This window comes from Nocardiopsis sp. CNR-923 (assembly GCF_001942255.1).
In the GTDB taxonomy this organism is placed as follows: Bacteria; Actinomycetota; Actinomycetes; order Streptosporangiales; family Streptosporangiaceae; genus Nocardiopsis.
The window spans coordinates 58,053-84,055 of the sequence record NZ_MKKC01000076.1; the positions used below are offsets into that span (position 1 = coordinate 58,053).

Sequence of the window (26,003 nt, forward strand, 5' to 3'; positions counted from 1 at the left end):
ACCGCGTGAAGTCCGCCGGGGAAGATGGACGGCTGGGTATTAATACAACCGTTTCAGTTCTGTGCCGCTATCCAGAGGTTGGTTTTCCTGCGCGCCCCGTGAAGGCAACTCCCTCTATCACGCGGACCGCGAAAAAGAAACCCTTTGATGAATAATGTGGTTATTGATAGCCGAGTGTCCAGATTTAAAGGGATGATGGGACGTTCAATTTTTGTCTTCTTTGTCCACTAATGTCGCATTGGAGCCCCGGTCCAACACCGGGCGCGGCACGGGAAGTCAAGATACTCTAAGATTCCCAAAACTTCCCTGTTGACGTGGAAGATGAGGAAGGTTACATTACTCCTGTGAACGATCGTCTCTACTCCGTGGAACAGGTCGCCGAGCGGCTGGGCCTGCACGTCCGCACCATCCGCAACTACGTGCGCGACGGGCGGCTCAACGCGGTGCGCATCGGCAAGCAGTACCGGATCGCCCAGTCCGATCTGGAGGCCTTCACCGGGCGGCCGATGCCCGATCCTCCGGACGCGGCGTCCGGACCGCGGCGCGGCGAGGTGTCGAGCATCGTGGAGGTCGAAGGCGTGGACCGGGAGACCGCCGACCGGGTGAGCACACTCCTGACCAGCGTGTCGGCCAGCCCCCGCCCGGACGGCCCGCCGCTGAGCGTCAGGACGGTCTTCGACGCCGAGCGGTCGCGGATGAAGGTCGTCATCCTGGGCGGACTGGCGGACACCGCCCGGATGCTCGACTGCCTGGAGGGGGTGCTCGCGCCGTGAGCGCGATCTACCGTTCACCCGCAGGCGAGCGGGCGATCCGGGACCGCTACCGCCGCGACCTGGCCGACTGGCCGGTCCCCGTCGAACACCGGCGGGTGCCCACCCGTCAGGGCCAGACCTTCACCGTGGTCTGCGGCCCGCGGGACGCGCCCCCGATCGTGCTCCTGCACGGTTCCGGCGCCAACACGACCCTGTGGCGGGAGGACGCCGCCGCCCTGGCTCGACGGCACCGGGTCCACTGCGTCGACCTCATCGGCGAGCCTGGCCTGAGCGCGCCCTCACGCCCGCCCCTGGACTCCGACGCCCTGTCCGCGTGGCTGGACGAGGTCCTGGACGGGCTGGGGATCGACGGGACCGCGCTCGTCGGGGCGTCCCTGGGCGGTTGGGTGGCCCTCGACTACGCCGTCCGGCGCCCGGAACGGGTCCGCGCCCTGGCCCTGCTGTGCCCGGGCGGCATCGGACGACCGGCCACGGGCAGGATCCTCGGGGCCCTGCTGCTGCGCCTGTTCGGAGCGTGGGGCGCACGCCGCTCGGTGAGGGCGATGACGGGCCTGAGGGATCCGGGGCACCGGGAGGTGCTGGACTCGGTGCAGGAGACGTTCGCCGGGTTCCGGCCGCGCACCGAACGTCTGCCCGTCTTCTCCGACGCAGACCTGCGCGGTCTGGCCATGCCGACGCTGGTGATCGTGGGCGACCGCGACGCGATGTTCGACTCCCGCGAGACCGCCCGTCGCGTCCGCGCGCACGTCCCACGCGGCACGGTGACCGTCCTGCCCGGGACCGGACACGCGATCCTCGGGCAGGGAGAGACGCTCTCAGTCTTCCTGGACGAGGCGGCCGGCTGAGTCCGCCGGGTCCGCCGAGCACCAGCGGCGGACCACCGTGGTCCACAGGGCGACGTTGACGAGGATGGCGGCCAGCGCCGCCAGGGCCCCGGCGACCATGAGCGGGGTGCTGGCGATCTGGGCCGCCCGGTGCAGACCCGACAGGGCCGCGGCCATGCCCAGGAGGGCGCCCGCCTGGGACATCCGCCACAGCAGGGGCACGGCCCTGAGCACCGGCGCCGCCAGCCCGGCCATCGCCGCCCCCGCCGCGGCGGATCCGACCAGCACGGTCCACAGACCGGTGGCCACCGGGCCGGGGACTCCGGCGGCCAGGCGGTCCCAGGCCGTGTACGCCAGGTGGGCGAAGAAGGGAGCGGCGACGAACATCAGGACGCAGGCGTGCAGCACGTCCGACGGAGCCCGTTCGCCTGGGCGGCGTCCGGAGAGGAGACCGGGGGCAGGCGCGGCGGTGTCGGGGCGCTGCTCGGTGACGGAGGGGGAGGGAGCCGTCTCATCCATGCCGAACAGGGTCGCGTGCCGTGCGGGCACGGCGCAACACGGGGATGGTCCGTATCCACCCCGGGCCGAGGCCCCCAACCGCGAGCGAACAGCGTCCGCCGATCGGAGGTCGCAGGTCGCGAACGTTCCGGCGGGGAGTTCGGGCCCCGGCGGAGCGCGGCTGGCGGCCGACATGGGACAGACGCCGTGCGCCCCGTGAGCACGTCGACGTCCTCACGCGTGTCGGGCACTCCCCCGGTTTCGTCGGGACCCAGGTCTCCAGGGTGGCCGGCTGCGACTCCAGCGGCACGGGGGCATGAAGTGGCCCCCGCGGGCCATGCGCGCGCCGATCACCTCGAAGGACCCGCATCATGTACGGGAAACGCACGTCCGGCGGGCACACCCGTCGACCACTCCCACTATTGACAGCATACTGTCAACATGACAGGATGATGTCATGAACGAAGAAGCGAAGCGCATCGTCCACCTCGCCGTCTACGACCAGATGGCCGACTGGGAGATCGGGCACGCCGTCGCGCACATCCGCAACGGGCACGCCCACCAGCACCCCGGCCGCCACGACGTGGTCACCGTCGGGCTCACCGGCGCCCCCGTCACCACGATGGGCGGACTCACCGTCCTGCCCGATCTGGTCCTCCCCGAGCTCAAGCCCTCGGCCAGCGCGATGCTGATCCTGCCCGGCTCCGACCTCTGGGACGCCGACCCCGAGGCGCTCACGCCCTTCACCTCCGCCGCCGGGATCTTCCTCGACTCCGGCGTCCCGGTCGCGGCCATCTGCGGTGCGACCGCCGGACTGGCCCGCGAGGGGCTCCTCGACGACCGCGCCCACACCAGCGCCGTCCCCGAGTACCTCCTGGCCACCGGATACGCCGGGATCGCGCACTACCGGTCCGAGCTCGTGGTCACCGACGGGGACCTGATCACCGCGAGCCCCACCGCACCGATGGAGTTCGCGCGCGCGATCTTCGCGGCGCTGGACCTGTACTCGCCGCGCGTCCTCGACGCGTGGTACCGGCTCTTCGCCGACCACGACCCGGAGGCCTTCGCCGTGCTCGCGGAGGCGTCGCACGCATGACCTCAGCGGACGGGAACCACTCGAACCTGCTGTCGGGCACCGCACTCACGGTGTTCCGCCTCAACGGGCAACTCCTCAGCGTGGCCGAGAGCCTGGCCAGACCGGTGGGGCTGACGGCGGCACGATGGCAGGTGCTGGGCGCGGTGACGACGAACCCCTGTCAGTGTCGGCCATCGCCCGCCGGTTCGGCATCTCACGGCAGAGCGTCCAGCGCATGGCGGACCTGCTGGTGGAACAGGGGATGGCCGAGTACCGGCCCAACCCGGCGCACAGCCGGGCCAAGCTGCTGGCCCTCACCGGGCAGGGGGTGGCGGCGATGCGCCGCATCCGCCCTGACCACGCCCGGGTCGCGGACGCGCTGGTGGACGAGTTGGGAGAGGAGGAGACCGAGCGCGCCCTGGAGTCGCTGCGGCTGCTGTCCCAGGCCCTGGACCGGATCGAAGAGTCCTGACTTCGCCTGGATCGTCCCAGTATCGTCGGTTCCACCGGCTCGGGGGCTCCGCCCCGGAGACCGGCTCAGCCCCAGCGAGAGGACTCCGATGATCGACCTGCGCTCCGACACCGTGACCCGTCCGACCGCGGCCATGCGCCGTGCCATCGCCGCGGCCGAGGTCGGCGACGACGTGTTCGGCGAGGACCCGACCGTGCGCGCGCTGGAGGAGGAGACGGCGGTCGTTCTGGGGAAGGAGGCCGCCGTCTACGTGCCGTCGGGGCACATGGCCAACCAGGTCGCGCTGTACGTGTCCACGCGCAGCGGCGAGGAGGTGTGGGCGCACGAGCACCACCACGTCATCGGCGACGAGCAGGGCGCCACCGCGGTCCTGTCCCGGGCGCTGCCCCGCCTGTACTCCGGCGCCCCGGTTCCCGACGACGACCTCCTGACCGCGTGGACACGCGGTGCGCGCCAGGACGACGCGCACCGCGCCGAACCGGCGCTGCTGTGGCTGGAGAACACCTTCACCGGGCAGGTCGTGCCCCTGGCCGAACAGCGCCGGGTGGTCGCGTTCGCGCACGGCAACGGCATGCGCGCGCACCTGGACGGAGCACGGCTGTGGAACGCGGCGGCGGCGCTGGAGGCGTCCCCCGCGGAGGTCGCGGCCGGGTTCGACACGGTGTCGGTGTGCTTCTCCAAGGGGCTGGGCGCTCCGGTCGGCTCCGCGGTGGCCGGTGACGCCGCGACCGTCCGACGGGCCAGGCGCGCCCGCACGTTGTTGGGCGCCGGGATGCGGCAGGTCGGAATCATCGCCGCGGGCGCGCTGCACGCGCTGCGCCACCACCGTGAGCGGCTGCCCGAGGACCACAGCCGCGCCGAACTGCTCGCCGAGCGCGTCGGGGAGGCGCCGGGGCTGTCGGCGCGGGCCCGGACCAACATGGTGCTGGTTCGGACACCGGACGGGGCTGCGGACCGGTTCGTGCAGCTGATGTCCGAGCACGGTGTCGCCGCCTTCGCCATCGGCCCCTCCCGCATCCGGCTCGTCCTCCACCTGGACATCACCGACAGCGATGTCGACGCCGCCGCGGAGGGGATCGCCAAGGCCGCCGCGGAGTTGTGACCCTCCTCTCCCCGCAGGTCAGGGCAGGGGTCGAGGGCTACACTTGCCCGACCGCACGCGGAGCCGGAACGCACGCGAGGTGTGACGTGTCACATCGCGTAGTAGCATTTCGCGTATGACATTGTCGTACTAGAGAGTGGTTGCACCCTCATGCCGGGAAGAATCCAGTCGATCGAACGCGCCGCCGCCATCCTCCGGCTCCTGGCCAGCGGCGCCCGGGGGCTGAGCCTGGCGGAGATCTCCCGGTCCCTCGAACTGCCCAAGGGCACCGCCCTGGGCATCCTGCGCACCCTCCAGCACGTGGGCTTCGTCGAGCAGGACCCGGAGTCGGGGCGCTACCGGCTGGGCGGCGGCATGCTGAGCCTGGGCACGCGCTACCTCGACGGCAACGAACTGCGCACCCGAGCCCTGAACTGGGCAGACACCCTCGCCTCCCGCAGCGGTGAGAGCGTGCGGATCGGCACCCTGCACAAGAGCCAGGTCCTGGTGGTGCACCACGTCTTCCGCCCGGACTCGACCCGGCAGACACTTGACGTGGGCGACCTGCTGCCCCTGCACGCGACCGCCATCGGCAAGGTCCTCATGGCCTTCGACCCGCTCGCCACACCCGAGGAGGACCCCCCGGCCTCCGAGTCCGACGGGGTGGTCTCGCTCCCCGCGTTCACCCGTCGCACGATCGTCTCCCCGGCCGTCTTGGCGGAGCAGTTGGTCGATGTGCGCGACAACGGCTGGGCGTGGGAGGCCGAGGAACTCGTCGAGGGCGAGGTCTCCATCGCCGCCCCCATCCGCGACCGGCGGGGCGTCACGGTGGGCGGGATCGGAGTGCGCGGCGCGGTGGAGCGCCTCGCGGCCGAGGACGGCAAGCCGGACATGGAGCAGGTCTCCTACGTGCGCGACGCCGCCCGTGCCATATCCCGGGACCTGGGCGCCACCCCCTACTGACCGCCACCCCGCGCCCACGCGGCCCTCCTCCGCCGTGTCGCGCGGTATCCGCAGGTCGGAGTGGTGTGTTCCGCGCCAGCCCCCGCCCTGACACAGTTCTTGTGCACCCGGTGGCGGTCACTCTCCGTGGTGTGTGATCCACGCGACACGATTGCGTCACGCCGTCTTGACATGGGAAGGAGAGACGGATGAAACTGACGCGTACTTCATACGTCAATGTCGTACGCCGTTCGGTAGCCACCGAGTTCACCCGTCCGACACCCATCCCGGCTTCCCACCCGCAGCCGTCCACCGGAAGGCGAACATCCCGATGAGCCAGCAGTACGTCGCCGCGATCGACCAGGGCACCACGTCGAGCCGCTGCATCCTCTTCGACCGGGACGGGCGGATCGTCTCGGTCGACCAGCGCGAGCACCGCCAGATCTTCCCCCAGCCGGCTGGGTGGAGCACGACGCCGAGGAGATCTGGACCAACGTCGAGGTCGTCGTGCAGCAGGCCCTCCAGAAGAGCGACATCACCCCCGACCAGGTCGCCGCCATCGGCATCACGAACCAGCGCGAGACCACCGTCGTATGGGACCGCGAGACGGGCAAGCCGGTCCACAACGCCATCGTCTGGCAGGACACGCGCACCCACGACATCGTCCGCGAACTCGGCGAGGACGGCGGCCAGGACCGCTTCCGCGCCGCGTGCGGCCTCCCCCTCGCCACCTACTTCTCCGGCCCCAAGCTCCGCTGGCTGCTGGACAACGTCGAGGGCCTGCGCGGGCGCGCCGAGCGCGGCGAGGTGCTGTTCGGCACCATGGACACCTGGCTCATCTGGAAGTTGACGGGCCACCACGTCACCGACGTGACCAACGCCAGCCGCACCATGCTGATGAACCTCCGCACGCTGGAGTGGGACCCCGAGGTCCTGGACGCGATGGACATCCCCGCGGCCATCCTCCCCGAGATCCGCTCCTCCTCCGAGGTCTACGGCGCCGCCCGCGGCTACCTCGCCGGTACCCCGGTCGCCTCCTCCCTCGGCGACCAGCACGCGGCCCTGTTCGGCCAGACCTGCTTCGACCCGGGCGACGTCAAGGGCACCTACGGCACCGGCACCTTCCTGGTGATGAACACCGGCACCGAGCCGGTCACCTCCGACAACGGTCTGCTCACCACGCTCGGATACAAGCTGGGCGACGAGCCCGCCGTGTACGCCCTGGAGGGCTCGATCGCCGTCACCGGCTCCCTCGTCCAGTGGCTGCGCGACAACCTGGGCCTGATCTCCACCGCCCCGGAGATCGAGACCCTCGCGCGCACGGTGGAGGACAACGGCGGCTGCTACATCGTTCCCGCCTTCTCCGGCCTGTTCGCCCCGCACTGGCGCAGCGACGCCCGCGGCGTCGTCGCCGGCCTGACCGGCTACGTCAACAAGGGCCACATCGCCCGCGCCGTCCTGGAGGCGTCCGCGTGGCAGACCCGCGAGGTCGTCGACGCGATGAACGCCGACGCCCAGATCGACCTGACCACCCTCAAGGTGGACGGCGGCATGACGGCGGACAACCTCCTCATGCAGATCCTGTCCGACGTGCTCGACGCCGAGGTCGTCCGACCGATGGTCGCCGAGACCACCTGCCTGGGCGCGGCCTACGCCGCCGGGCTGGCCGTCGGCTACTGGCCGGACGTGGAGACCCTGCGCGCCAACTGGCACAAGGCGGCCGAGTGGACGCCCAAGATGGAGCCCGAGGTCCGCGACCGGGAGTACCGCAACTGGAACAAGGCCGTCGAGCGCACCCTCGGCTGGGTGGAGCACCCGCGCGACGCGAAGTAGGACGCCTCGGCGATCCCCTCTGACGACCGCTCCCAGGGGTCCCCGGCGACCGCCGGGGATCTCGGGGGCGGCCCTCGGGGCACACCGCGTGCCCCGCCCATCCCCATCGAGTGACGGGTGAGTCCGCTTGTCGCCCGTGTCCCGCGCCCCCCGGACACGGAGCGACGGACCTCCCGCACCCCGCATGCCCCACACGGGGCGGAGGTCCACATGGTTTATCTGGCAGAGTTCGTCGGTACGGCGATCCTGATCCTGCTCGGCGGCGGCGTCGTCGCGGCGTGGTGTTGGCCAAGTCCAAGGCCAACAACGCCGGCTGGATCGTCATCACGTTCGGCTGGGGTATGGCGGTCGCCATGGCCGTCTACGTCACGGGCACCACGAGCGGCGCCCACATCAACCCGGCGGTCACCATCGGCCTGGCGAGCATCGGCTCGTTCGAGTGGTCGCTGGTCCCCGGATACATCGGCGCGCAACTGGCGGGCGCCTTCACCGGCGCGGTGCTCGTGTACTTCGTCTACCACGCGCACTGGGCTCCGACCGAGGACGCCGACGCCAAGCTCGCGGTGTTCAGCACGGCCCCGGCCGTGCGCAAGCCGGTCGCCAACTTCGTCACCGAGGTCATCGGCACGGCGATGCTGCTCATCGGCATCCTGGGCATCGGCGCCAACAGCGAGCACATCCGCGACGGAGAGGTGGACCTGTCGGCCCTGTTCTCCACGGGCCTGGCCCCGCTCCTGGTCGGTCTGCTGGTGCTCGGCATCGGCCTGTCCCTGGGCGGCCCGACCGGCTACGCGATCAACCCGGCCCGTGACCTGGGCCCGCGCATCGCGCACGCGCTCCTGCCCATCCCGGGCAAGGGCTCCTCGGACTGGGGTTACGCCTGGATCCCCGTCGTCGCGCCGATCGTCGGCGGTGTGCTCGGCGCCTGGATCTGGAAGCTGACCGGGTTCGGGGGCTGACGTCCGCTCCGCCGGGGAAGCCGGGTACCGCCACGGGGGGCGGTACCCGGCTCCTTCGTCTGGCCGGGGTCCGGACCGGATTCACGCCGGCCAAGGCGTTCGACAATACCGAACACACGAAGCTCCATGCACATGATTCAACACCGAGTGCAACGAATTTCGCGCGAAATCATGGCCAGACCCCCACTAGGGCGACCACTCGTCGGTAGAGGGAGGGTCTATCTTCAACATCGTGCGGCATTGTCGTATTATGCAGATGACACCTGCCTGAAACGTCGGAGCCCGTTCAGGTACAGGCGCGGCACCCGCCATCCCTCCCGAACGGACGGAGCACCAGCCATGACCGCCAGAACCCACCAACACGACACCGCCTCCTCCCGCGCCCACACGCGCGAGGAACTCGCCAGGGGCACGTTCGACCTCCTCGTGATCGGCGGCGGCATCCTGGGCACGTCCGCCGCCTGGACCGCCACCCAGGCCGGTCTGCGCGTCGCGATGGTCGACTCCGGCGACTTCGCCGGAGCCACCTCCAGCGCCTCCTCCAAGCTCGTGCACGGCGGCCTGCGCTACCTCCAGACGGGCAACGTGCGCCTGGTAGCCGAGAACCACAAGGAGCGCCGCTCCCTCGCCTCGGACGTGGCCCCCCACCTGGTCAACCACATGCCGTTCCTCGTCCCCATCTACTCCGGAGGCCCCCACGGCGCCGCGAAGATGGGCGCGGGCGTGTTCCTGTACTCGGCTCTGTCGGCCTTCGGTGACGGCATGGGCCGCCTGCTCTCCCCCAACCAGGCCAAGCGGCTGGCGCCGGGCCTGCGCACCGACGGTCTCCGCTCGGTGGCCGCCTACAGCGACCACCAGATGAACGACAGCCGCATGGCCGTCATGACCGTCCGCGCCGCCGTCGACGCGGGCGCGGTCGTGCTCAACCACGCCGAGGTCGTGGGTCTGCGCACAACCCGCGGCCGGGTGACCGGCGCCGACCTGCGCGACCGGGTCGACGGGCAGGAGTTCGGCATCGACGCGCGCCTGGTGCTCAACGCCACCGGCCCGTGGGTCGACCGCCTGCGCGACATGGAGCAGCCCGGCGTCGCGCCGAGCGTGCGCCTGTCCAAGGGCGCCCACCTGGTGCTCAGGACCCCGGAGCCGTGGCGCGCCGCGCTGACCATCCCCGTCGACAAGTACCGCGTCTCCTTCGCCATCCCGTGGGAGGGCCGCCTCCTGCTGGGCACGACGGACGAGGAGTACACCGGCGACCCCGCCGAGGTCGGCGTGGTCCCGGGCGACGTCGACCAGATCCTCGGCGAGGCGGCGCTCGGCATCGACGCCCCCTACCTCAACCCCGACAACATCACCTACTCCTTCGCGGGCCTGCGCGTCCTTCCCGGCGGTCCCGGAGGCACCAGTTCCGCCAAACGCGAGACGGTGGTCACGCAGGGCCGGGGCGGCATGCTGTCGGTCGCGGGCGGCAAGTGGACCACCTACCGGCACATCGGCCGCGCCATTCTGGAGGAGCTGCGCAAGGTCACGGCCGTGCCGTTGGCCGAGGACATGTCCGACCCGCTCAAGACAGTGCCGCTGCCCGGCCTGGCCAGCCCCGAGGCGATCACCCACCGGATCATCATCGACCGCGATCCGGGCGCCCGCCTCGACCCGCTGGTCGCGCGGCACCTCGCCTCGCACTACGGCAGCCTGGCGATGGACATCGCCGCCCTGGTGCGCGACGAGCCCGGGCTGGGCGAGCGCATCCACCCCGACGGCCCCGACATCTGGGCCCAGGTGGTCTTCGCCCGCGACCGCGAGTGGGCGGTCACCGTGGACGACGTCCTGCGCCGCCGCACCACCGTCACCGTGCGCGGGCTGGACACCTCCGAGGTGCGCCAGCGCACCGAGGCCATGCTGCGGGACTGACCTGGACTCCGGCCGCCCCGCACTCCCTGGAGGGGCTGCCGGTCCGCGACGTCCCGGCGCCGGGCTCCTGACCCCGGCGCGGGACGTCACCGCGTCCGGAGCGTGTTCCGCGGACGCGGGGCCGAACACGTGTACGCCCGGAAGGCTGACCTTCCGGGGGCGTACTGAGTCGCGAAGCCTAGAGGGCGACGACGTTCTCGGCCTGCGGGCCGCGGGTGCCGGCGACGATCTCGAACTCCACGCGCTGGTTCTCCTCAAGGTTACGGAAACCCGAACCCACGATGGCGCTGTAGTGGACGAACGCGTCGGGCCCACCATCGTCGGGGGAGATGAAGCCGAAGCCCTTCTCGCCGTTGAACCACTTCACAGTGCCCTGAACCGTAGTGCCCTGAGCCATGTTCTCTCCTTCAGCTCGGTGTGCTCGAACGCTTACACACGCGTACGAGCAATTGCCGCGAGCCGATCGAAACCGCCCGCCGGTCACAAACTCCGCGGGCATACACCAACTGCGAAATTCAACGACTAACAATCACCATCGAACGTATCACAGCCGGACGCACCGGCGGAGGATTTCGGTGTGGCAACCCGCACGGGCGCCGCGGGAATACCCCGTCCACCCGGGCCAGCGCGCACGGCCGCCCCAGAGGTCACCGGAGTGTCACCCTCTGCTCGCCCCGGTGTCGCCGGAACGTCGTTGACGCACCTCAGAGCAGGTCTGGCCAGCACGACGGAGGGGTCCAGTCGCGCACCGTCCGTGATCACGAACGCGTGCTCCTCCCCCGACAGCAGCGTCACCGCGGCCGTGGCCACCGTGGCCGCCGGGTCGAGGCGGGCGGTCTCGACGACCGGATCCCGCAGCGGCGCGCCGACGCGGATCCGCACCCGCATATCCCTCCCACGCACGCGCGTTCGCACGTCGAATTCCGGTTTTGGGTGGTCGAGATCCCGGTCCCGGACGGAGAACCACCACGACCGTTCCCCGACTCCTTCGACGGTCGGCGACTCCCCCTCGGGCCGCCCCGGCACGCCCGCCCAGCGGCGTGGTCCGTACACCTAGCGCTGGCAGCCGGGACACCAGTAGAGGGTGCGTCCGGCCAGGTCCGCGGAGGCGACGGGCGATCCGCACACCCGGCAGGGCTCCCCCGTCCGGTAGCAGACGTAGAGCGTGTCCGGCCGGGGCACGGGGTGGGCCCCGGGGTCGAGCCGGTGCCCGGGACGGGTGGTGACGATGTACCCGTCGCGTACGCCGTCGCGGAGCAGGGCCGAGAGGTCGTCCCAGAGGGCGGTCCACTGGTCGCGGGCGAGGTCGCGGCCCGGGGTCAGCGGGTCGATCCCGGCGCGGAAGAGGGACTCGGCGCGGTAGATGTTGCCGATGCCCGCGATGACGTCCTGGCGCATGAGCAGCACGGCGACGCTCGTCCGGGAGCGGCTGATCAGGCGCCAGGCGCGTTCGGGATCGGCGTCGGCGCGCAGCGGGTCGGGGCCCAGCCTGTCCTGGACCGCCCGCTTCTCGTCGTCGGTGATCACCTCGCAGGCCGAGGGGCCGCGCAGGTCCGCCCAGCCCGAGGTGTTGACCAGCCGGGCGCGCACCGCTCCGAGGGGGGTGGGCGGCAGGACGATGCCCTCGGCGTCCCGCTCCAGTTCGCGGCGGCCCGCGCCCTCGGCCCTGGGCGCGCCCAGATGGCGCTCGCCGTCGGCGTCGCCGAAGGTCCACGCGCCGTACAGACCCAGGTGCACCCGCAGCCACTCCCCGGAGTCGAACCCGAGGAACAGGTGCTTGCCGTGCGCCTCGCTCTCGGCGAGCACCCGCCCGTCGACCCGAGCTGCGCCGTCGGCGAACCGGCCCTGGGGGCTGGAGGCGCGCACGGCGCCGCCGCCGAAGGTCTTGTCGAAGTGCGCCGCCAACCGGTGCAGCGTGTGGCCCTCGGGCACGCGTGTCTCCCCTCTCCGCCCGGCACGGCGGACGGACCGCCACCAGCCGGGCACGATGCTCCGATCAGGGTAGTGCCGCGCGCCCGCGTCCAGAACGGGCGCGCGACCGGGCTCGGGCGTGCCCCAGGGAGCGGCGTCCGCGGGTTCCCGTCTCGCTGGCGGCTGCCCCGTCCTCGCTCGCGTTCAGTACGCCGCGAGGATCTCCTCCACCAGGGCACGGGGGTCGGCCAGGCAGCGCCAGGCGGGCACCAGAACGACGGGGTCGCCGGTGACGCGGTTGAGCGCCTCGCCCCGGACGATGAGGTGGCGCAACGCGCGGCCGTCCGGCTCCCGGTCGAGCAGGATGATCAACCGACGGGCGGCGAAACGCACCACCAGGTCCACCGTCCACCCCTGGACGGTCTGGAGCAGGGCGACCGACGTGCCCGCGCCGCGCAGTTCGTCCACCAGGGCGTCCCTGGCCGGATCGGCCGAGGCCGCCACGTGCGTGCCCGACACCGACGTGTCCAGGTCGGCCAACGGTCCGTCGCCGCCGATCCAGTACCCCCGGTCGCCCACCGCCACGAGCCGCCGCCGCGTCCGGGTGAGCACCGACGACCACAGGTGCCCCATCCGCCGCACCCGGCGTTCGGCGATGGCGGGCGCGCCGGCCGCGAGCATCGGCGAGAGCACGGTGACGTCGACGGCGTCCCGGTCGGAGGCGAGCAGGTCGGGGCCGCCGACGCGCACGTCGTGGCGTGGCTGGCGCTGGCGGAGCTGGCGGCGGATCAGCGCCACCTGCGGCTGCGTGGGGGCCACCACCGCGATCACGTGGTCGGCGGGCAGCGTGGCGTCGAGTTCGTCCACCACCACCGCCACCCTGTAGGCCTCGTCGCGGTTGACGTAGGACGCGCCCGGGGCCGCCTCGCACGTGCCGTGCACCTCGTGCCACTCGAAGGCGGGGCCGCCCGCCGGATCGGGGATCGAGCGCACGGCCACGCGTCCCCCGTAGCAGTGCAGCGAGGCCGCCGCGGCGAGCGGCGGGGCCGCGCCGACGTGCTCGTCCAGCCACAGCAGCGGCGGCGCGGCCTTGTAGGCGGCCCGCAGCGCCGACCCCGCCCCGTGTCGCAGGCCCCGGTCGTCGAGCTGGTCCGCGGTCAACCCGGCGGCGGTCAGGGCCCGCCGCTCCTCGGCGGGTTCGAGCACGCTCGGCGGCCCCGGGTGGACGGGGTCCCCGAGCACGACCGCCCGGCTGGCGCGGTAGAGGGCGGGCAGCACCTCGGCGGCCCGGGTGCGCTCGGCGCCCACCACGATGACCAGGTCGTACAGGCCTGCCTGCGGCGGCAGGGCGCGGACCTGGTCGGTGCGGCACATCCAGGTGGGCAGGGTGTCCAGCAGGTTGGACACCCCGGGCCACCCGGTGCCGTGGTGCCAGTTGAGGGTCTCCAGACGGTTCTCGATGGCCGCCCGGCCACGCTGGAGCCGTGGCTCGGTCGCCGCGCTCAGACAGGCGGAGCTGGACCGGCGGTGGCCGGTCAGAGCGTCGGACAGTCCACCGGTCAGCTCGCCCAGCGGTGCGCAGCGGGTCCGCCGGTCGACGGCCGCCCGCCACTCGCTCTCCATCCGGGCGACGGCGCACAACCGGGCGAGGGTGTCGGGATCGGTGCCCACGCCCAGCTCGCGGCGGATGGCGGCGCGGTGCTGGAGACCGACGAAGCCGCCCGCCCCGGCGCGTTCGGCGCGGTTCAACCAGTACTCGGGACCGCCTCGCTCGGGGGTGAACAGCGCGTCGGGGTCCCAGCCTCCCGCGATGCTGCGCCCGCGCTCCTCCGCCAGCCGCGCGAGCGCGTGCCCTCCCGAGGCCATGGAGTCCATGGCCCACCACGCCCGGCGCACGCGCGCCCAGTCGCCGGCGAGGTCGGCCTGGGAGACGGCCGCACCGTCGGGGGGGTCGGGCGTGACCGGGGGCGGGGCACCGGCGTGGTCGAGGAGCAGCCGGCTGAGCTGGCGGATCTCGGCGGCGCGGTGTTCGGATCCGCCGACGCGCACGACCGGGTGCCCCGGCGCGATCCGGGCGCGCCGGGCGACCTCGGCGAGGTCGTTCTCCGAGCCCCCGCAGACCAGGACGCGCTGGCCGTTGCTGACGGCGGTGCGCACGAGGGCGTCGACCAGGTCGTGGACGCCGCTGCCGGGCGGGGTCGCCGCCACGGTGAGCTGTTCGCGCATGGCCGCGTCCAGGACCGCGTACTGGGACTGGTTGAGCGGGGTGGCCGAGACCGGGACCGACGCGCCGTCGCCCTCGTCGGGCTCCTCCGTGGCCGGGGTGGCGGCCTGGCGGGTGGCGCCGCCCACCTGCGGCCGCGGGCCGCGTCCGAGGAGGAGTTCGAGTGCGGTGCCGACGGCCGCCTCGGGGTCGAGACCGTCACGGTCGGAGGGATCGAGGTCGGCGAGCACGCCCTCGACCGAACCGGGCTCGTGGTCGTCTCCGGCGGACTGGGCGCCTGGCCCGGCCCGGAAGAGTACGGCGGTGTTGTGCGCTCCGTGCACGAGCGCGGTGGGAAGTCCGCGCGTGCCCAGGGGGTCGATGTCGTCGACCCGCTCGACCTCCAACCGGGTCAGGAGGGTGCGCACCTTGGCGGCGAGGTCGGCGACGGCGGCCGGGCGGGGCGCGGTGTCGGGCGCGCCGGCCCTCAGGCGGGCGCGGAGCTCGAACAGGTCGTCCGGGTCGTCTATCCCGAGGCGGGCGAGCAGGGCGACGTTGACGTCGGGCGGGCCGACCGCGCGGACCGCGGTCCCGTTCTCGGCACGCGATCCGGGATCGCGCGGCAGTCCGTCGAGGTCGTCCGCGGCGCGGACGCGGTGGTGAGCAGCGGGAGCGCGACGCGGTCGGCGCCCTCCCCCAGGACGACCAGCGGGTACCCGTACCGCAGTGCCTGGCCGCGCAGTCGGGCCAGGTGCAGGACGCGGGCGCCCCCGGGATGCAGGGGGACGGTGTCCTGGGCGCCGCTGAACAGGAGCTCCGGGCCGGGCGGCAGGCAGGCGCAGACGTCGGAGCCGAGGTGTTCGGCCCGCACGACGTGGGTCTGCACACCCTCCCTGCTCAGGCAGGCACGCAGGTAGGCGAGGACGGACCCGATGTGCTCGCGGTCGATCGAGGGTTTCCACCGCGCCGGCGCCTCCCCCACCCCGGACCTGCCGACCCGGGTGGCGGTGGAGGGCGTTCCGGGCGCCCCCGCGACCGTTCCGGGGCCGATCGGCCCGCCGATCTGCAGTTCGTCGTCGCGCAGTGACCTCACGTCGCCCCCCGGCCCGCCTTCCCGTGATCGGGTGATTACCGCCCGCCAGCAAGGCCATTCTTGTGGATCAGCCCGACCCAAGCCGGAGGAACCACGGAAACCGCACAGACTTTCACGCTGAGTGACTATTCGCGGAGTGGCCCGGACGGGGGCGCTCGGGCGGGAGCGGTCCGCGCGTGCGTCATTCGACGCCGCGCACGCGCAGGGCGATCCAGAGCTCGGCCCGGTAGTCAGGGTCGTCCAGATCCCCGGGGAGCAGGTCCCGGATCCGGGTCATCCGGTACCGCAGGGTGTGGCGGTGGACGCCGAGCGCCTCGGCCGCGGCGTCCCACCGGCCCGCACTGGCCAGGTACGCGCGCAGCGACGCCAGCAACTCCGCGCCGGTGCGCTGGTCGCTGAGCGGTCGGAGCAGGTCCTTCGCCATGCGCGCGCCCACGGGGGTCTCCGCCATGCCGAGGAGCCCCCCGGGCAGGTCGCCGACGCGGACCACGCCGCCCTCCCCCTCCAGGGCGGCGGCCCGGGCGCGTTCGGCCTCGGCCAGGGCGGTGTCCAGGTCCGCGTACCCGCTGGGCCCGCTCACCCCGATCGGCCCGTCCAGCACGTCGCGGATCACCGCGCCCGGGGTCGCCGCCTCCGCCAGGAGCAGCGCCCGCCCCTCGTGCTCGGCGACCAGCACCCCCGCGGGCGGGTGTCCGGCCCCGGCCGCCGCGCCGACGCCGACCACGACCGGCTCGCTGGGGAGCGCCTCGCGCAGGGGTGCCGCGCCCTCGTGCAGGGGGTCGAGCGCCCCGGCCAGCAGCGCGACCACGACGCCCTCGCCCGCGTGGACGGAGGGACCGCGACCACCGCGTTCGAGTTCGAGGGAGAGCAGCGACACCGCCGCGTTGACCAGCGTGCGCTCGTCCGAGCCCAGCGGCCCGCCGGCCCCCACGGCCAGGTACCCGCGCGCCCGCCGTCCCGTGGCCAGGGGCTGCACGGACACCCGCTGGCCCCCGGTCTCCACGGACGCGCTGGCGCGCACGCCCGCCTGCCTGAGCCGGGGCAACTCCGCGGCGACCACGTCCGCGTGCCTTCGGGCCGCGGCGGGCGCCGCGTGCGTGACGGCGCCGTCGCCGCCGAGCAGGAGCACCCAGGCGTGCAGGTCGCGGGCCAGCCGGTCGATGATCGAGGGCGCTCCCGCCAGTGCCGCCCGCGTCAGCTCCCGTTGCGCCGCGAAGGCCCGGGTGAGGCCCTCGTACTCCTCCTTGGCCAGCAGCCGCGAGACCTCCTTGCCCACCGCGATGAACGGCGTCTCGCGCGCCACCTCGACGAGCGGGACACCGAACTCGGCCGCGGCCTCCCGCAGCGGCCGAGGGGTCTCCTCCAGCACGACGCCGACCCCGAAGCCGAGCCCAGCCACGCGCCGATCGGCCAGTCGGCGGACGTAGTCGCGGTGGTCCGGCACGCTGTCGGTCCACCTGACGCCCGTGGTCAGCACGAGTTCACCGCCCGCCAGGTACGGGGTGGGGTCGGTGAGTTCGCTGACCGCGACCCACCCGACCCGCCGGTCCAGCCGCTCCTCGCCCGTGAGCAGGCGCAGCCTCAGGCGCGGCGTCCGCAGCAGGGCGCCCAGGGTCGGGGGCATCCGCTCTCCCTCCGTCCGCGTGTCGCACGCCTCATTGGCGCAGCTTCATGCCCCAATTATCCACCGCGTCCATGTCTGGCCAGGTCCGCGCCGCCTAGGGTCGTGGCAGTCGGATGACACCCTCACCGAGTCCGTTCACAGGAGGCAGCCGCATGGCCACGTCCGAGGTCGTCCAGTCACGTCGGATCGTCACGGAGATCCCCGGCCCGAAGAGCCGCGTGATCCAGGAGCGCCGCGAGGGCGCGGTCGCCCAGGGCGTCGGCAGTGTCCTGCCCGTCTACGTGGAGCGCGCGGGCGGCGGGATCGTCGAGGACGTCGACGGCAACGCCCTGATCGACTTCGGCTCCGGCATCGCGGTCACCAACGTCGGCAACGCCGATCCGCGCGTCGTCGAGCGCGCCGCCGAGCAGCTCGGCCGGTTCACCCACACGTGCTTCATGGTCAACCCGTACGAGGCGTACGTGCAGGTGTGCGAGGCGCTCAACCGCGTCACCCCGGGCGACCACGACAAGCGCTCCGTCCTGCTCAACTCCGGCGCCGAGGCGGTGGAGAACGCGGTGAAGATCGCCCGCAGCGCCACCGGTCGCCAGGCCGTCGTCGTCTTCGACCACGCCTACCACGGCCGCACCAACCTGACCATGGGCCTCACCGCCAAGAACATGCCCTACAAGCAGGGCTTCGGGCCGTTCGCCAGCGAGATCCACCGCGTGCCGATGGCCTACCCCTACCGTTGGGCGACCGGCCCCGAGAACTGCGGCCCCGAGGCCGCCAGGGCCGCCGTCGACCAGATCACCAAGCAGATCGGCGCCGAGAACGTCGCCGCCGTGGTGATCGAGCCGATCCAGGGCGAGGGCGGCTTCATCGAGCCGGGCGCCGGGTTCCTGCCCGCGATCGTGGACTTCTGCCGCGCCAACGGCATCGTGTTCGTCGCCGACGAGGTGCAGACCGGCTTCGGCCGTACCGGCGACCTGTTCGCCTGCGACCACGAGAGCGTCGTCCCCGACCTCATCACCACCGCGAAGGGCATCGCCGGCGGACTGCCGTTGGCCGCCGTGACCGGCCGGGCCGAGCTGATGGACGCCGTCCACGGCGGCGGCCTCGGCGGCACCTACGGCGGAAACCCGGCGGCGTGCGCCGCCGCCCTGGCCGCCCTGGAGGCCATCGAAACCGACGGCCTGGTCGAGCGCGCCCGCCGGATCGGCGAGCTGATGCTGGGGCGCCTGCGCGAGCTGGCCGCCAAGCACGACATCGTCGGCGACGTGCGCGGGCGCGGCGCGATGGTCGCGATCGAGCTGGTCAAGGACGCGGACAAGACACCCAACCCGGAGGCGCTGGGCAGGGTGCTCTCCTACGCGCACTCCCAGGGCCTGATCCTGCTGAGCGCGGGCACCTACGGCAACGTCATCCGCATGCTGCCGCCGCTGGTGATCTCCGACGAGCTCCTGAACGAGGGGCTGGACATCCTGGACGAGGCCTTCGCCCGACTGTAGGCGAACCGACCCCGGGGGCGTCCGACGACGCACGCCCCGCCCCGACAGCCCTGGCGGAATTCGCCCGGTCACGGCCTCGGGCGACGGGCCTGGCAGGCCCGCGTCCTCCGTGATCCCGCCACGGTGGCCCCGCCCGCGCGCCTCGTTGGACGCGGGCGGGGCCACTCCCGCTTCGCGCGCCTCTGCGGCCTACACGGCTAGCGCGTGCCCCAGGCGTAGGTCTGCTTGCGGAGCTTGAGGTAGAGGAAGGTCTCGGTGGAGTCGACCGTGTCGACGTCCCGAATCCGCGCCAGGATCTCCAGCAGCCGGGGATCGTCCTCGGCGACCACCTCGACCAGCAGGTCGAAGGAGCCCGCGGTGATCACCACGTACTCCACGCCCGGGATGTCGGAGATGGCGTCGGCGGCCCGGTTGAGGTCGCCGGTCGTGCGGACGCCGATCATCGCCTGCCGGTTGAAGCCCAGCATCATGGGATCGGTGACGCCGACGACCTGCACGACACCGGCCTCCAGCAGCCGTTGGACGCGCTGGCGCACCGCCGCCTCCGACAGGCCGACCAGCTTGCCGATGGACGCGTAGGACCGCCGCCCGTCCTCCTGGAGGAGTTCGATGATGCGCTTGGCCGTGTCGTCGAGGACGACGCCGTTGTTCCTGCGCGCGGGACCGGAGTCCCCCTGGTCGGTCACATGATCCTCCGCTTGCTACCGCAAGAATCCGATGAATTCTGGCTTGGCGACTTAGGGAATTCGCCGCTGCGCCAGCCAACAACGACGGATTCCACGTTACTGCACGGTTGATTCCCGGTGGAAGACTTCTGCGCGAACACGCTGTCCGACCAGGTCAGCGCTCGTCGCGCACCGAGTCCAGGGACAACAGGGCCACGTGCAGCGACAGACACGTCTCCACGGATTCCAGGTCGGCGTCGAGGATGTTGGCGATCCGTCGCAGCCGTTCGTAGAAGGCGGGCCGCGACAGGTGGGCGCGGCTGGCGGCGAGGGCCTTGTTGCGGCCCGCGCCCAGGTAGCACCGCAGCATGGCGGTGAGGTCGTCGCCGTGCCGGGCGTCGTGGTCCAGTAGCGGGCCCAGTTCACGCTCGACGTAGGTCTGGAGCCGCTCGTCGTCGCGGAACAGGTGCAGCAGCCCGCGCAGGTGCAGATCGGGCAGGCGGTAGAAGGGCCGCTGGTCGTTCTGGCGCACGGCCACGTCGCCGACCTGCCGCGCTTCCAGGAACGACCGCCGCACCTCCCGGATGCCGTCCGCCGAGGAGCCCACGGCCAGCACGGCCGCGTCCCCGGTGGTGTGCCGCACCCGCTCGGCGAGCATGTGCAGGGTCGGTTCCAACCGCTGCTTGCTCGACAGCGGCAGCAGGATGCCCACCCTCAGGTCGTCGAGTGAGCCGACCAGCGCTGGCAGCCGCAGCTCGCGGCAGGCGCGCGCGGCGCCCTCCGCGGTGTCCGACAGCCGCGCCTGGGCCGCCAGCCCGGTCCCGCTCTCGCGCAGCCGCAGGACCAGTCCGACCAGCTCGCGCTCCTTGAGCGGCACCCCGACCGCCCGGGCCCGGACCAGCGCCTCCTCGGGGTCGGAGTAGGCGCGGTCGATGATGCCGGAGATGATCGTTCGGTGCGTCTGGCGCTCCAGGCTCTCCTGGTGGCGTTCGAGCAGGCGGCCGAGGGCCAGCGTGGTGGCGGCGCGTTCGATGAGCATGCTCTGGCGCTGGGTGGGCTTGGCGCCCGCGATGAGGATCAGGCGGCCCCAGTCCTGACCGCGCGCCCCGACCGTGGTGACCAGCCAACCGGTGCTGGGCGCGTGGACGGTGTGGCTGCCCGAGCGGATCGCGCGCGACCGGCTCTCCCAGGAGGTGAGCAGCGTGCCGGGGTCCTCGCCGTTGAGGTCGCAGGCCAGCACCTGGTGGGTGAGGTTCTCCAGCACCACGGGGCACCCGGACAGCTGGGCGACCTCGTGCAGGATCTGGGCGGTGTCGGCGCCCTCCACCGAGAGCTGGGTGAAGACCGAGTGCAGCTTCTCCGACTCGCGCAGCTCCTCCAGTTGCTCGTTGACCACCCGGATGTGCACGGCCTCGGTGATCTCCACGAACCGCGCCTCGCGGTCGAGCAGGACGACGGGGACCCCGGCGTCGCGTGCGGCGTCCAGGAAGGCGGGCGGGAGTTCGGCGTGGTACTTGCGGCCGAGTTCGACCGCGATGCCGCTGACCCCGGCGGCGGCGAGGTCGTCGATGTAGCGCCGCAGGGCGTCGGGGTCGTCGGGCATGGCGATGCCGGTGCTGAGCACCAGCTCACCGCCGCGCAGCAGGTGGGCCAGGTCGGTGACCTCGGCGATGTGCACCCAGCGCACGGGGACGTCCAGACGGTCGGAACCGACCACGACGCGTGGGCGCGCACGTTTGAGTGCGGGCAGTTCGAGGACCTCGGCGAGAGTGGGAAGCACCCTGCCATTCTAGGACGCACTGTCAGGAGCAGGACGCTGGCGCCTTACACCCTGCACGCACGGCCCGTGCCCTGACCACGGCAAGCGCGACACGAGTTCGGCCTTACACGTCGTAACACCGACCGGCATGTTGTCAACATGGTGATCCTGGTCATCCGCCGGGGGCACGGAGAGACTGGGGGCATGTCGGAACTTCTCTCGCGCCACCGCGCGGTCATGCCCTCCTGGTTGCCCCTCTACTACGAGTCCCCCCTGGAGATCGTCAGCGGGAAGGGGTCCCGCGTCACGGACGCCGACGGCCGCACCTATCTCGACTTCTTCACGGGCATCGTGACCAACATGATCGGCTACGACGTGGCCGAGGTCCGCGAGGCCGTGGAGCGGCAGATCGCCAAGGGCGTCGTGCACACCTCCACCCTGTACCTCATCCGCGGCCAGGTCGAACTGGCGGAGAAGATCGCCCGGCTGTCCGGCATCCCCGACGCCAAGGTCTTCTTCACCAACTCCGGGACCGAGGCGAACGAGACCGCCCTGCTCCTGGCCACCTACGCGCGCGGTAGCGACGAGGTGCTCGCCATGCGCGGCAGCTACCACGGCCGCTCGTTCGGCACCGTGGCCGTGACCGGCAACCGGGGCTGGAAGAACTCCTCGCTGTCGCCGCTCAACGTGCACTACCTGCACGGCACCGACCGCGGCGCCCCTGCCTTTCGCGGTATGTCGGAGAAGGAGTACGTCACGGCCTGCGTCGCCGACCTGCGCGACGTCCTGGACACCACGGCGCCCAACGTCGCGTGCCTGATCGCGGAGCCGATCCAGGGCGTGGGCGGCTTCGCGATGCCGCCGGACGGCCTGTACGCCGCCTACCAGGAGGTCCTCGACGAGCACGGCATCCTGTTCGTCGCGGACGAGGTCCAGACGGGGTGGGGCCGCACCGGATCGAGCTTCTTCGGGATCGGCAACCACGGCGTCACGCCCGACGCGATGACCTTCGCCAAGGGGCTCGGCAACGGCTTCGCGGTGGGCGGCGTCGTGGCGCGCGGCGACCTGATGGACCGCCTGCACGCCCTGGGCGTGGCGACGTTCGGCGGCAACCCGGTCTCGATGGCGGCTGCCGGAGCGACCCTGGACTACGTGCTGGAGCACGACCTCCAGGGCAACGCGCTGCGCCAGGGCGCGCTGGTCATCGACGGTCTGCGCCCGCTGACCGACCTGCCGAGCGTCTCCGACGTGCGCGGCAAGGGTCTGATGTTCGCCGTGGAGATGGTCGACCCGGACACGGGAGCCCCCTCCGCGGAGCTGGCCGGTCGGGTCCTGGAGGGAACGCGTGAGCGCGGGCTGCTGGTCGGCAAGGGCGGCGTGCACGGCAACGTGCTGCGGATGGCGCCGCCGCTGACCCTGTCCGCCGACGAGGCGGCCGAGGGGCGGGACCTGCTCCTGGACGCGGTGCGCGCGGTCGACGCGGAGGCGTCCGAGGCCTGAGAGACGCCTGAGGCGAGAGGGGTCGGGCCCGGCGGGAGCGCGAGGCCCGGACGGCGCGAAGACGGGGGTCGGCGGCGGTCGAGCGCCCCGTCGTCAGTCAGCAGACACGGTGTGTCGCGAGTCCGCCAGTCGTGGACTGGGTTCCCGTGGACGGGCCGGCATTCGACGAAGAAGGAACACATGAGCGAGAACGTCACCCACTGGATCGGCGGAGCCCGCCACCAGGGTCCCGCGGAGCGCCGCGCGGACGTGTACAACCCCGCGACCGGGAAGGTCTCCGGCACGGTCGACCTCGGTGGACCGGCCGAGATCGACGCCGCCGTGCGCTCGGCCTGGGAGGCCTTCCCCGGCTGGCGGGACACGTCGCTGTCCAAGCGCGTCCAGTTCCTGTTCCGCTTCCGTGAACTGGTGCGCGCCAACACCGGCCGCCTCGCCGAGGCGATCAGCGCCGAGCACGGCAAGGTCGTCTCCGACGCCACGGGCGAGGTGCAGCGCGGCCTGGAGGTCGTCGACTTCGCGTGCGGCGTCCCGCACCTGCTCAAGGGCGGTTACTCCGAGAACGTGTCCACCGGCGTGGACGCCTATTCCCTCCTCCAGCCGCTGGGCGTGGTCGCCGGAATCACCCCGTTCAACTTCCCGGCGATGGTCCCGATGTGGATGTTCCCGGTGGCGATCGCCTGCGGCAACACCTTCGTGCTCAAGCCCAGTGAGAAGGACCCGTCGGCGTCCCTGCTGCTCGCCGAGCTGTGGGCGCAGGCCGGGCTGCCCGACGGCGTGTTCAACGTGCTCCAGGGCGACAAGGTCGCGGTGGACGGCCTGCTGGAGCACCCGGACGTGGCGGCGGTCAGCTTCGTGGGCTCGACGCCGATCGCCCAGTACATCTACGCCCGCGCGGCCGAGAACGGCAAGCGCGTGCAGGCACTGGGCGGCGCCAAGAACCACATGGTCGTGCTGCCCGACGCGACCTCGACCTGGCGGCGGACTCGGCGGTCTCCGCCGGGTTCGGCTCGGCCGGCGAACGCTGCATGGCCATCTCCGCGATCGCGGCCGTCGACTCGGTCGCCGACGAGCTGGTCGCGCGGATCCGCGAGCGGGTGGAGCGCCTGCGCGTCGGTCCGGGCGACGACGACCGCAGCGAGATGGGCCCGCTCGTCACGCGCGAGCACCGGGACAAGGTGGCCTCCTACCTGGACTCGGGGGTCGAGCAGGGCGCGTCGCTGGCGATCGACGGCCGTGTGCACCCGGTCCTGGGCGGGCAGACGGAGGGCTTCTGGCTCGGCCCGTCTCTGCTCGACCACGTCACCCCGGAGATGGACTGCTACCGCGACGAGATCTTCGGTCCGGTGCTGAGCGTCGTGCGGGTCCGCGACTACGACGAGGCCGTCACGCTGATCAACGGCAACCGCTACGGGAACGGCACCGCCATCTTCACCAACGACGGCGGAGCGGCCCGGCGGTTCCAGAACGAGATCCAGGTCGGCATGGTCGGCATCAACGTGCCGATCCCGGTGCCGATGGCCTACTACTCGTTCGGAGGGTGGAAGCAGTCGCTGTTCGGCGACTCGCACGCGCACGGCACGGAGGGGGTGCACTTCTACACGCGCACGAAGGCGGTCACCGCCCGCTGGACGGACCCCGGCGCACGTCCCGAGGGCGGTGTCGACCTGGGGTTCCCCACGAACGGTTAGGCCCCGTTACCGGAAACACCGGATGAATCTCTCTCACTGACGGTCGACGGTGGACGACACGGAGTATCGTTGGTGGCGGCCACCCTGGCGTGGTCGGCTGCGGAGGAGGCCACGGAGACCATCCTGGAAGGACGCGCTCAATTCCCCTCCTCCCCATGGAAGCGGGCGCGTCGGCGGAAGCGCTCCGGGTCCGACTCTCCCCCTGGACCCGGAGCGCGACCGCGTTCGCGAGGTCGCCCCCCACGTTCCCGCCCGACCGCGCACCCCGCCGCGCGGACACGCTCCACCTCGGGGGCTCGCCTGGAGTGTTCCGCGGACGCCTACCCTGCCGCGCGACGGGCGGCATCCACGGCACACGCCTAGCGGACGGCGTAGACGCGGTGGCCGGAGGCCGCTGCGGGATCCGCGCCGATGATGTCCGCGCACTCATGGCAGCCGAACACACGAGCGCCGTCCGGGAGCCGACCGAGGACGCGACGGGGTCGGGGCCACTGCGCGTGGCAGACGGCGCAGGCATCCCCCACACGCTGGTCCCCGGTCAACACCTCCGGGTCGTAGACGTAGGTTTCCGAGGTGTCGTCAGGCCGTGCATCCGCTGCACACACCGTGCTCGTTCCGCGCAATGTCCTTGCTCCCCCCGTGGTTTAGGACAGTCTGGCGGGCCGATAGTTACCGGCTCTTTATCGAATCAGAGGCTCTCGGCACTGGAAAGTGCCCGGACCGATCCAAATCACTCCGTGCACGGAGATCATAACCCTAAGTAACGAACTCTGGGAAGACCCCAGTTCATAGATGTAATTTCACATGATTTGCCCGATGCCTACTGAGTGGTAGGGGTACGGGACCTCAGCCCAAGCCGCGCGCTCTGACTGCGAACCTGCGCAGGGACAGTGCGGGATTGACGGCTCGCACCTCTTCCACGCGGGCAGCCGAAACCTCAGCTGAGGCGACCGCGAACGGGTGCTCCCCCAACGCCGCGACGGCGGTCCCCATCGGGTCCACCACCATGCTGTTGCCCGCCCCCGCCGGCCCCGACTGCCCGGCCGCCGCGACGTAGACGGTGTTCTCGATCGCCCGCGCCCGGGTCAGCGTCCGCCAGTGGTCCTCCTTGAGCGGCCCCGGCGCCCACTGGGCCGCGAGCAGCAGCACGTGCGCCCCCGCGTCGGCGATCCGCCGCGTCACCTCGGGGAAGCGCAGGTCGTAGCAGGTCTGCAGACCGAAGACCACCCCGTCCACGGTGAACGTCTCCGGTTCCTCGATCGGACCCGGTCGAACCACGTCGGACTCGCGGACGCCGAACGCGTCGTACAGGTGGATCTTGCGGTAGAGCGCGGCCCGCTCACCGTCCGGACCGAGCGCGACGAGGGTGTTGGTGAAGTGTGCGGCCTCCCGGGCGACCTCGTCCGGGCCCGCCCCGTCGGCCGTCTCGTTGACTCCCAGCACCAGGTGCAGGCCCTGCGACCGGGCCGTTTCGGCGGCGGCCTCCAGGAACGGTCCGCCCAGGGGCTCGGCCGCCTCGACGTAGCGGTGGTCGGTCCGCGGCGCGGTGAACATCGCGTACTCGGGCAGCAGGACCACGTCGGCGCCCTCTGCGGCGGCCCTGGCCGCCAACTCGGCGACCGAGCGCGCGTTCTCCGCCTTGTCCTGCCCCGGCGCGAACTGGGCGACCGCGACCCGCACCATGGATGGCTCCCCTCTTCGACGC

General features: G+C 72.2%; 17 protein-coding genes and 4 pseudogenes. 12 read left to right on the forward strand and 9 right to left on the reverse strand.

Annotation, left to right across the window (positions count from 1 at the left end):
- The first annotated feature begins 344 nt into the window (after positions 1–344).
- Together BJF83_RS10745 and BJF83_RS10750 are read left to right on the forward strand one after the other, a co-directional pair.
- Positions 345–773 (forward strand): helix-turn-helix domain-containing protein, encoded by a 429-nt coding sequence (locus BJF83_RS10745; RefSeq protein ID WP_075926170.1) that lies wholly within the window; start codon positions 345–347, stop codon positions 771–773.
- Entirely contained in the window at positions 770–1,618 is an 849-nt protein-coding gene (locus BJF83_RS10750) for an alpha/beta fold hydrolase (RefSeq protein WP_075926171.1), read from the forward strand. Before BJF83_RS10745 ends, BJF83_RS10750 begins: the two co-directional genes overlap by 4 nt.
- Here BJF83_RS10750 and BJF83_RS10755 read toward each other — a convergent pair.
- On the reverse strand, positions 1,589–2,116 hold the full coding sequence (locus tag BJF83_RS10755; protein WP_083678492.1) for a hypothetical protein: 528 nt from the start codon (positions 2,114–2,116) through the stop codon (positions 1,589–1,591). The two genes, BJF83_RS10750 and BJF83_RS10755, sit on opposite strands and share 30 nt — an antisense overlap.
- A gap of 436 nt (positions 2,117–2,552) precedes the next feature.
- Here BJF83_RS10755 and BJF83_RS10760 point away from each other — a divergent pair, with 436 nt between their 5' ends.
- From BJF83_RS10760 to BJF83_RS10790, 7 genes and pseudogenes are all read left to right on the forward strand, one after another.
- Positions 2,553–3,191 carry a DJ-1/PfpI family protein gene (locus tag BJF83_RS10760; protein ID WP_075926172.1) on the forward strand — a complete coding sequence of 213 codons (639 nt, stop codon included), beginning with the start codon at positions 2,553–2,555 and terminating at the stop codon, positions 3,189–3,191.
- Positions 3,188–3,642 (forward strand): annotated as a pseudogene (locus BJF83_RS10765) (MarR family winged helix-turn-helix transcriptional regulator). Before BJF83_RS10760 ends, BJF83_RS10765 begins: the two are co-directional and overlap by 4 nt.
- Positions 3,643–3,730: 88 nt before the next feature.
- On the forward strand, positions 3,731–4,744 hold the full coding sequence (locus BJF83_RS10770; RefSeq protein WP_075926173.1) for a low specificity L-threonine aldolase: 1,014 nt from the start codon (positions 3,731–3,733) through the stop codon (positions 4,742–4,744).
- A gap of 150 nt (positions 4,745–4,894) precedes the next feature.
- On the forward strand, positions 4,895–5,686 hold the full coding sequence (locus tag BJF83_RS10775) for an IclR family transcriptional regulator (RefSeq protein ID WP_075926174.1): 792 nt from the start codon (positions 4,895–4,897) through the stop codon (positions 5,684–5,686).
- A gap of 310 nt (positions 5,687–5,996) precedes the next feature.
- Positions 5,997–7,498: pseudogene (gene glpK, locus BJF83_RS10780) on the forward strand (glycerol kinase GlpK).
- 210 nt (positions 7,499–7,708) lie between these two features.
- Positions 7,709–8,457, forward strand: a pseudogene (locus tag BJF83_RS10785) (MIP/aquaporin family protein).
- A gap of 339 nt (positions 8,458–8,796) precedes the next feature.
- On the forward strand, positions 8,797–10,365 hold the full coding sequence (locus tag BJF83_RS10790; protein ID WP_075926175.1) for a glycerol-3-phosphate dehydrogenase/oxidase: 1,569 nt from the start codon (positions 8,797–8,799) through the stop codon (positions 10,363–10,365).
- Positions 10,366–10,543: 178 nt separating this feature from the next.
- Here the strand turns inward: BJF83_RS10790 and BJF83_RS10795 are convergent, their stop codons facing one another.
- The 5 genes from BJF83_RS10795 to BJF83_RS10810 form a co-directional block, all read right to left on the reverse strand.
- Positions 10,544–10,762, reverse strand: coding sequence for a cold-shock protein (locus BJF83_RS10795; protein ID WP_075926176.1), 219 nt, complete (start codon positions 10,760–10,762; stop codon positions 10,544–10,546).
- A gap of 656 nt (positions 10,763–11,418) precedes the next feature.
- Positions 11,419–12,297, reverse strand: a complete 879-nt coding sequence (locus BJF83_RS10800; protein WP_075926177.1) for an Fpg/Nei family DNA glycosylase — start codon at positions 12,295–12,297, stop codon at positions 11,419–11,421.
- A 183-nt stretch (positions 12,298–12,480) separates the two neighbouring features.
- The gene (locus tag BJF83_RS10805) at positions 12,481–14,907 is read right to left on the reverse strand and encodes a DNA helicase (RefSeq protein WP_262391463.1); all 2,427 of its coding nucleotides are present in this window, start codon (positions 14,905–14,907) and stop codon (positions 12,481–12,483) included.
- A gap of 98 nt (positions 14,908–15,005) precedes the next feature.
- The gene (locus BJF83_RS28925; protein ID WP_262391464.1) at positions 15,006–15,572 is read right to left on the reverse strand and encodes a hypothetical protein; all 567 of its coding nucleotides are present in this window, start codon (positions 15,570–15,572) and stop codon (positions 15,006–15,008) included.
- A gap of 181 nt (positions 15,573–15,753) precedes the next feature.
- A complete protein-coding gene (locus tag BJF83_RS10810; RefSeq protein WP_075926178.1) occupies positions 15,754–17,196 on the reverse strand; it encodes a PucR family transcriptional regulator ligand-binding domain-containing protein in 1,443 nt (480 codons plus the stop codon).
- A 152-nt stretch (positions 17,197–17,348) separates the two neighbouring features.
- Here BJF83_RS10810 and gabT point away from each other — a divergent pair, with 152 nt between their 5' ends.
- A complete protein-coding gene (gene gabT, locus BJF83_RS10815) occupies positions 17,349–18,686 on the forward strand; it encodes a 4-aminobutyrate--2-oxoglutarate transaminase (protein WP_075926179.1) in 1,338 nt (445 codons plus the stop codon).
- A 197-nt stretch (positions 18,687–18,883) separates the two neighbouring features.
- On the opposite strand, the gene BJF83_RS10820 is transcribed toward gabT, so the two are convergent.
- Both BJF83_RS10820 and BJF83_RS10825 read right to left on the reverse strand, forming a co-directional pair.
- On the reverse strand, positions 18,884–19,372 hold the full coding sequence (locus tag BJF83_RS10820; protein WP_075926180.1) for an Lrp/AsnC family transcriptional regulator: 489 nt from the start codon (positions 19,370–19,372) through the stop codon (positions 18,884–18,886).
- Positions 19,373–19,526: 154 nt separating this feature from the next.
- Complete coding sequence (locus tag BJF83_RS10825) at positions 19,527–21,131, reverse strand: PucR family transcriptional regulator (RefSeq protein ID WP_075926181.1); 1,605 nt, start codon at positions 21,129–21,131, stop codon at positions 19,527–19,529.
- 183 nt (positions 21,132–21,314) lie between these two features.
- On the opposite strand from BJF83_RS10825, the gene BJF83_RS10830 reads away from it, so the two are divergent.
- A complete protein-coding gene (locus BJF83_RS10830; RefSeq protein WP_075926262.1) occupies positions 21,315–22,610 on the forward strand; it encodes an aspartate aminotransferase family protein in 1,296 nt (431 codons plus the stop codon).
- A gap of 180 nt (positions 22,611–22,790) precedes the next feature.
- Positions 22,791–24,298, forward strand: a pseudogene (locus BJF83_RS10835) (CoA-acylating methylmalonate-semialdehyde dehydrogenase).
- Between the two features lie 846 nt (positions 24,299–25,144).
- On the opposite strand, the gene BJF83_RS10845 reads toward BJF83_RS10835, so the two are convergent.
- A complete protein-coding gene (locus tag BJF83_RS10845; RefSeq protein ID WP_075926183.1) occupies positions 25,145–25,981 on the reverse strand; it encodes a carbon-nitrogen hydrolase family protein in 837 nt (278 codons plus the stop codon).
- Between the last annotated feature and the right edge of the window lie 22 nt (positions 25,982–26,003).

Coding starts and splice junctions, on each gene's coding strand:
- BJF83_RS10755 (WP_083678492.1), bottom strand. CDS start 2,116: ATGGATGAGACGGCTCCCTCCCCCTCCGTCACCGAGCAGCGCCCCGAC.
- BJF83_RS10760 (WP_075926172.1), top strand. CDS start 2,553: ATGAACGAAGAAGCGAAGCGCATCGTCCACCTCGCCGTCTACGACCAG.
- BJF83_RS10770 (WP_075926173.1), top strand. CDS start 3,731: ATGATCGACCTGCGCTCCGACACCGTGACCCGTCCGACCGCGGCCATG.
- BJF83_RS10775 (WP_075926174.1), top strand. CDS start 4,895: ATGCCGGGAAGAATCCAGTCGATCGAACGCGCCGCCGCCATCCTCCGG.
- BJF83_RS10790 (WP_075926175.1), top strand. CDS start 8,797: ATGACCGCCAGAACCCACCAACACGACACCGCCTCCTCCCGCGCCCAC.
- BJF83_RS10795 (WP_075926176.1), bottom strand. CDS start 10,762: ATGGCTCAGGGCACTACGGTTCAGGGCACTGTGAAGTGGTTCAACGGC.
- BJF83_RS10810 (WP_075926178.1), bottom strand. CDS start 17,196: ATGCCCCCGACCCTGGGCGCCCTGCTGCGGACGCCGCGCCTGAGGCTG.
- gabT (WP_075926179.1), top strand. CDS start 17,349: ATGGCCACGTCCGAGGTCGTCCAGTCACGTCGGATCGTCACGGAGATC.
- BJF83_RS10830 (WP_075926262.1), top strand. CDS start 21,315: ATGTCGGAACTTCTCTCGCGCCACCGCGCGGTCATGCCCTCCTGGTTG.
- BJF83_RS10845 (WP_075926183.1), bottom strand. CDS start 25,981: ATGGTGCGGGTCGCGGTCGCCCAGTTCGCGCCGGGGCAGGACAAGGCG.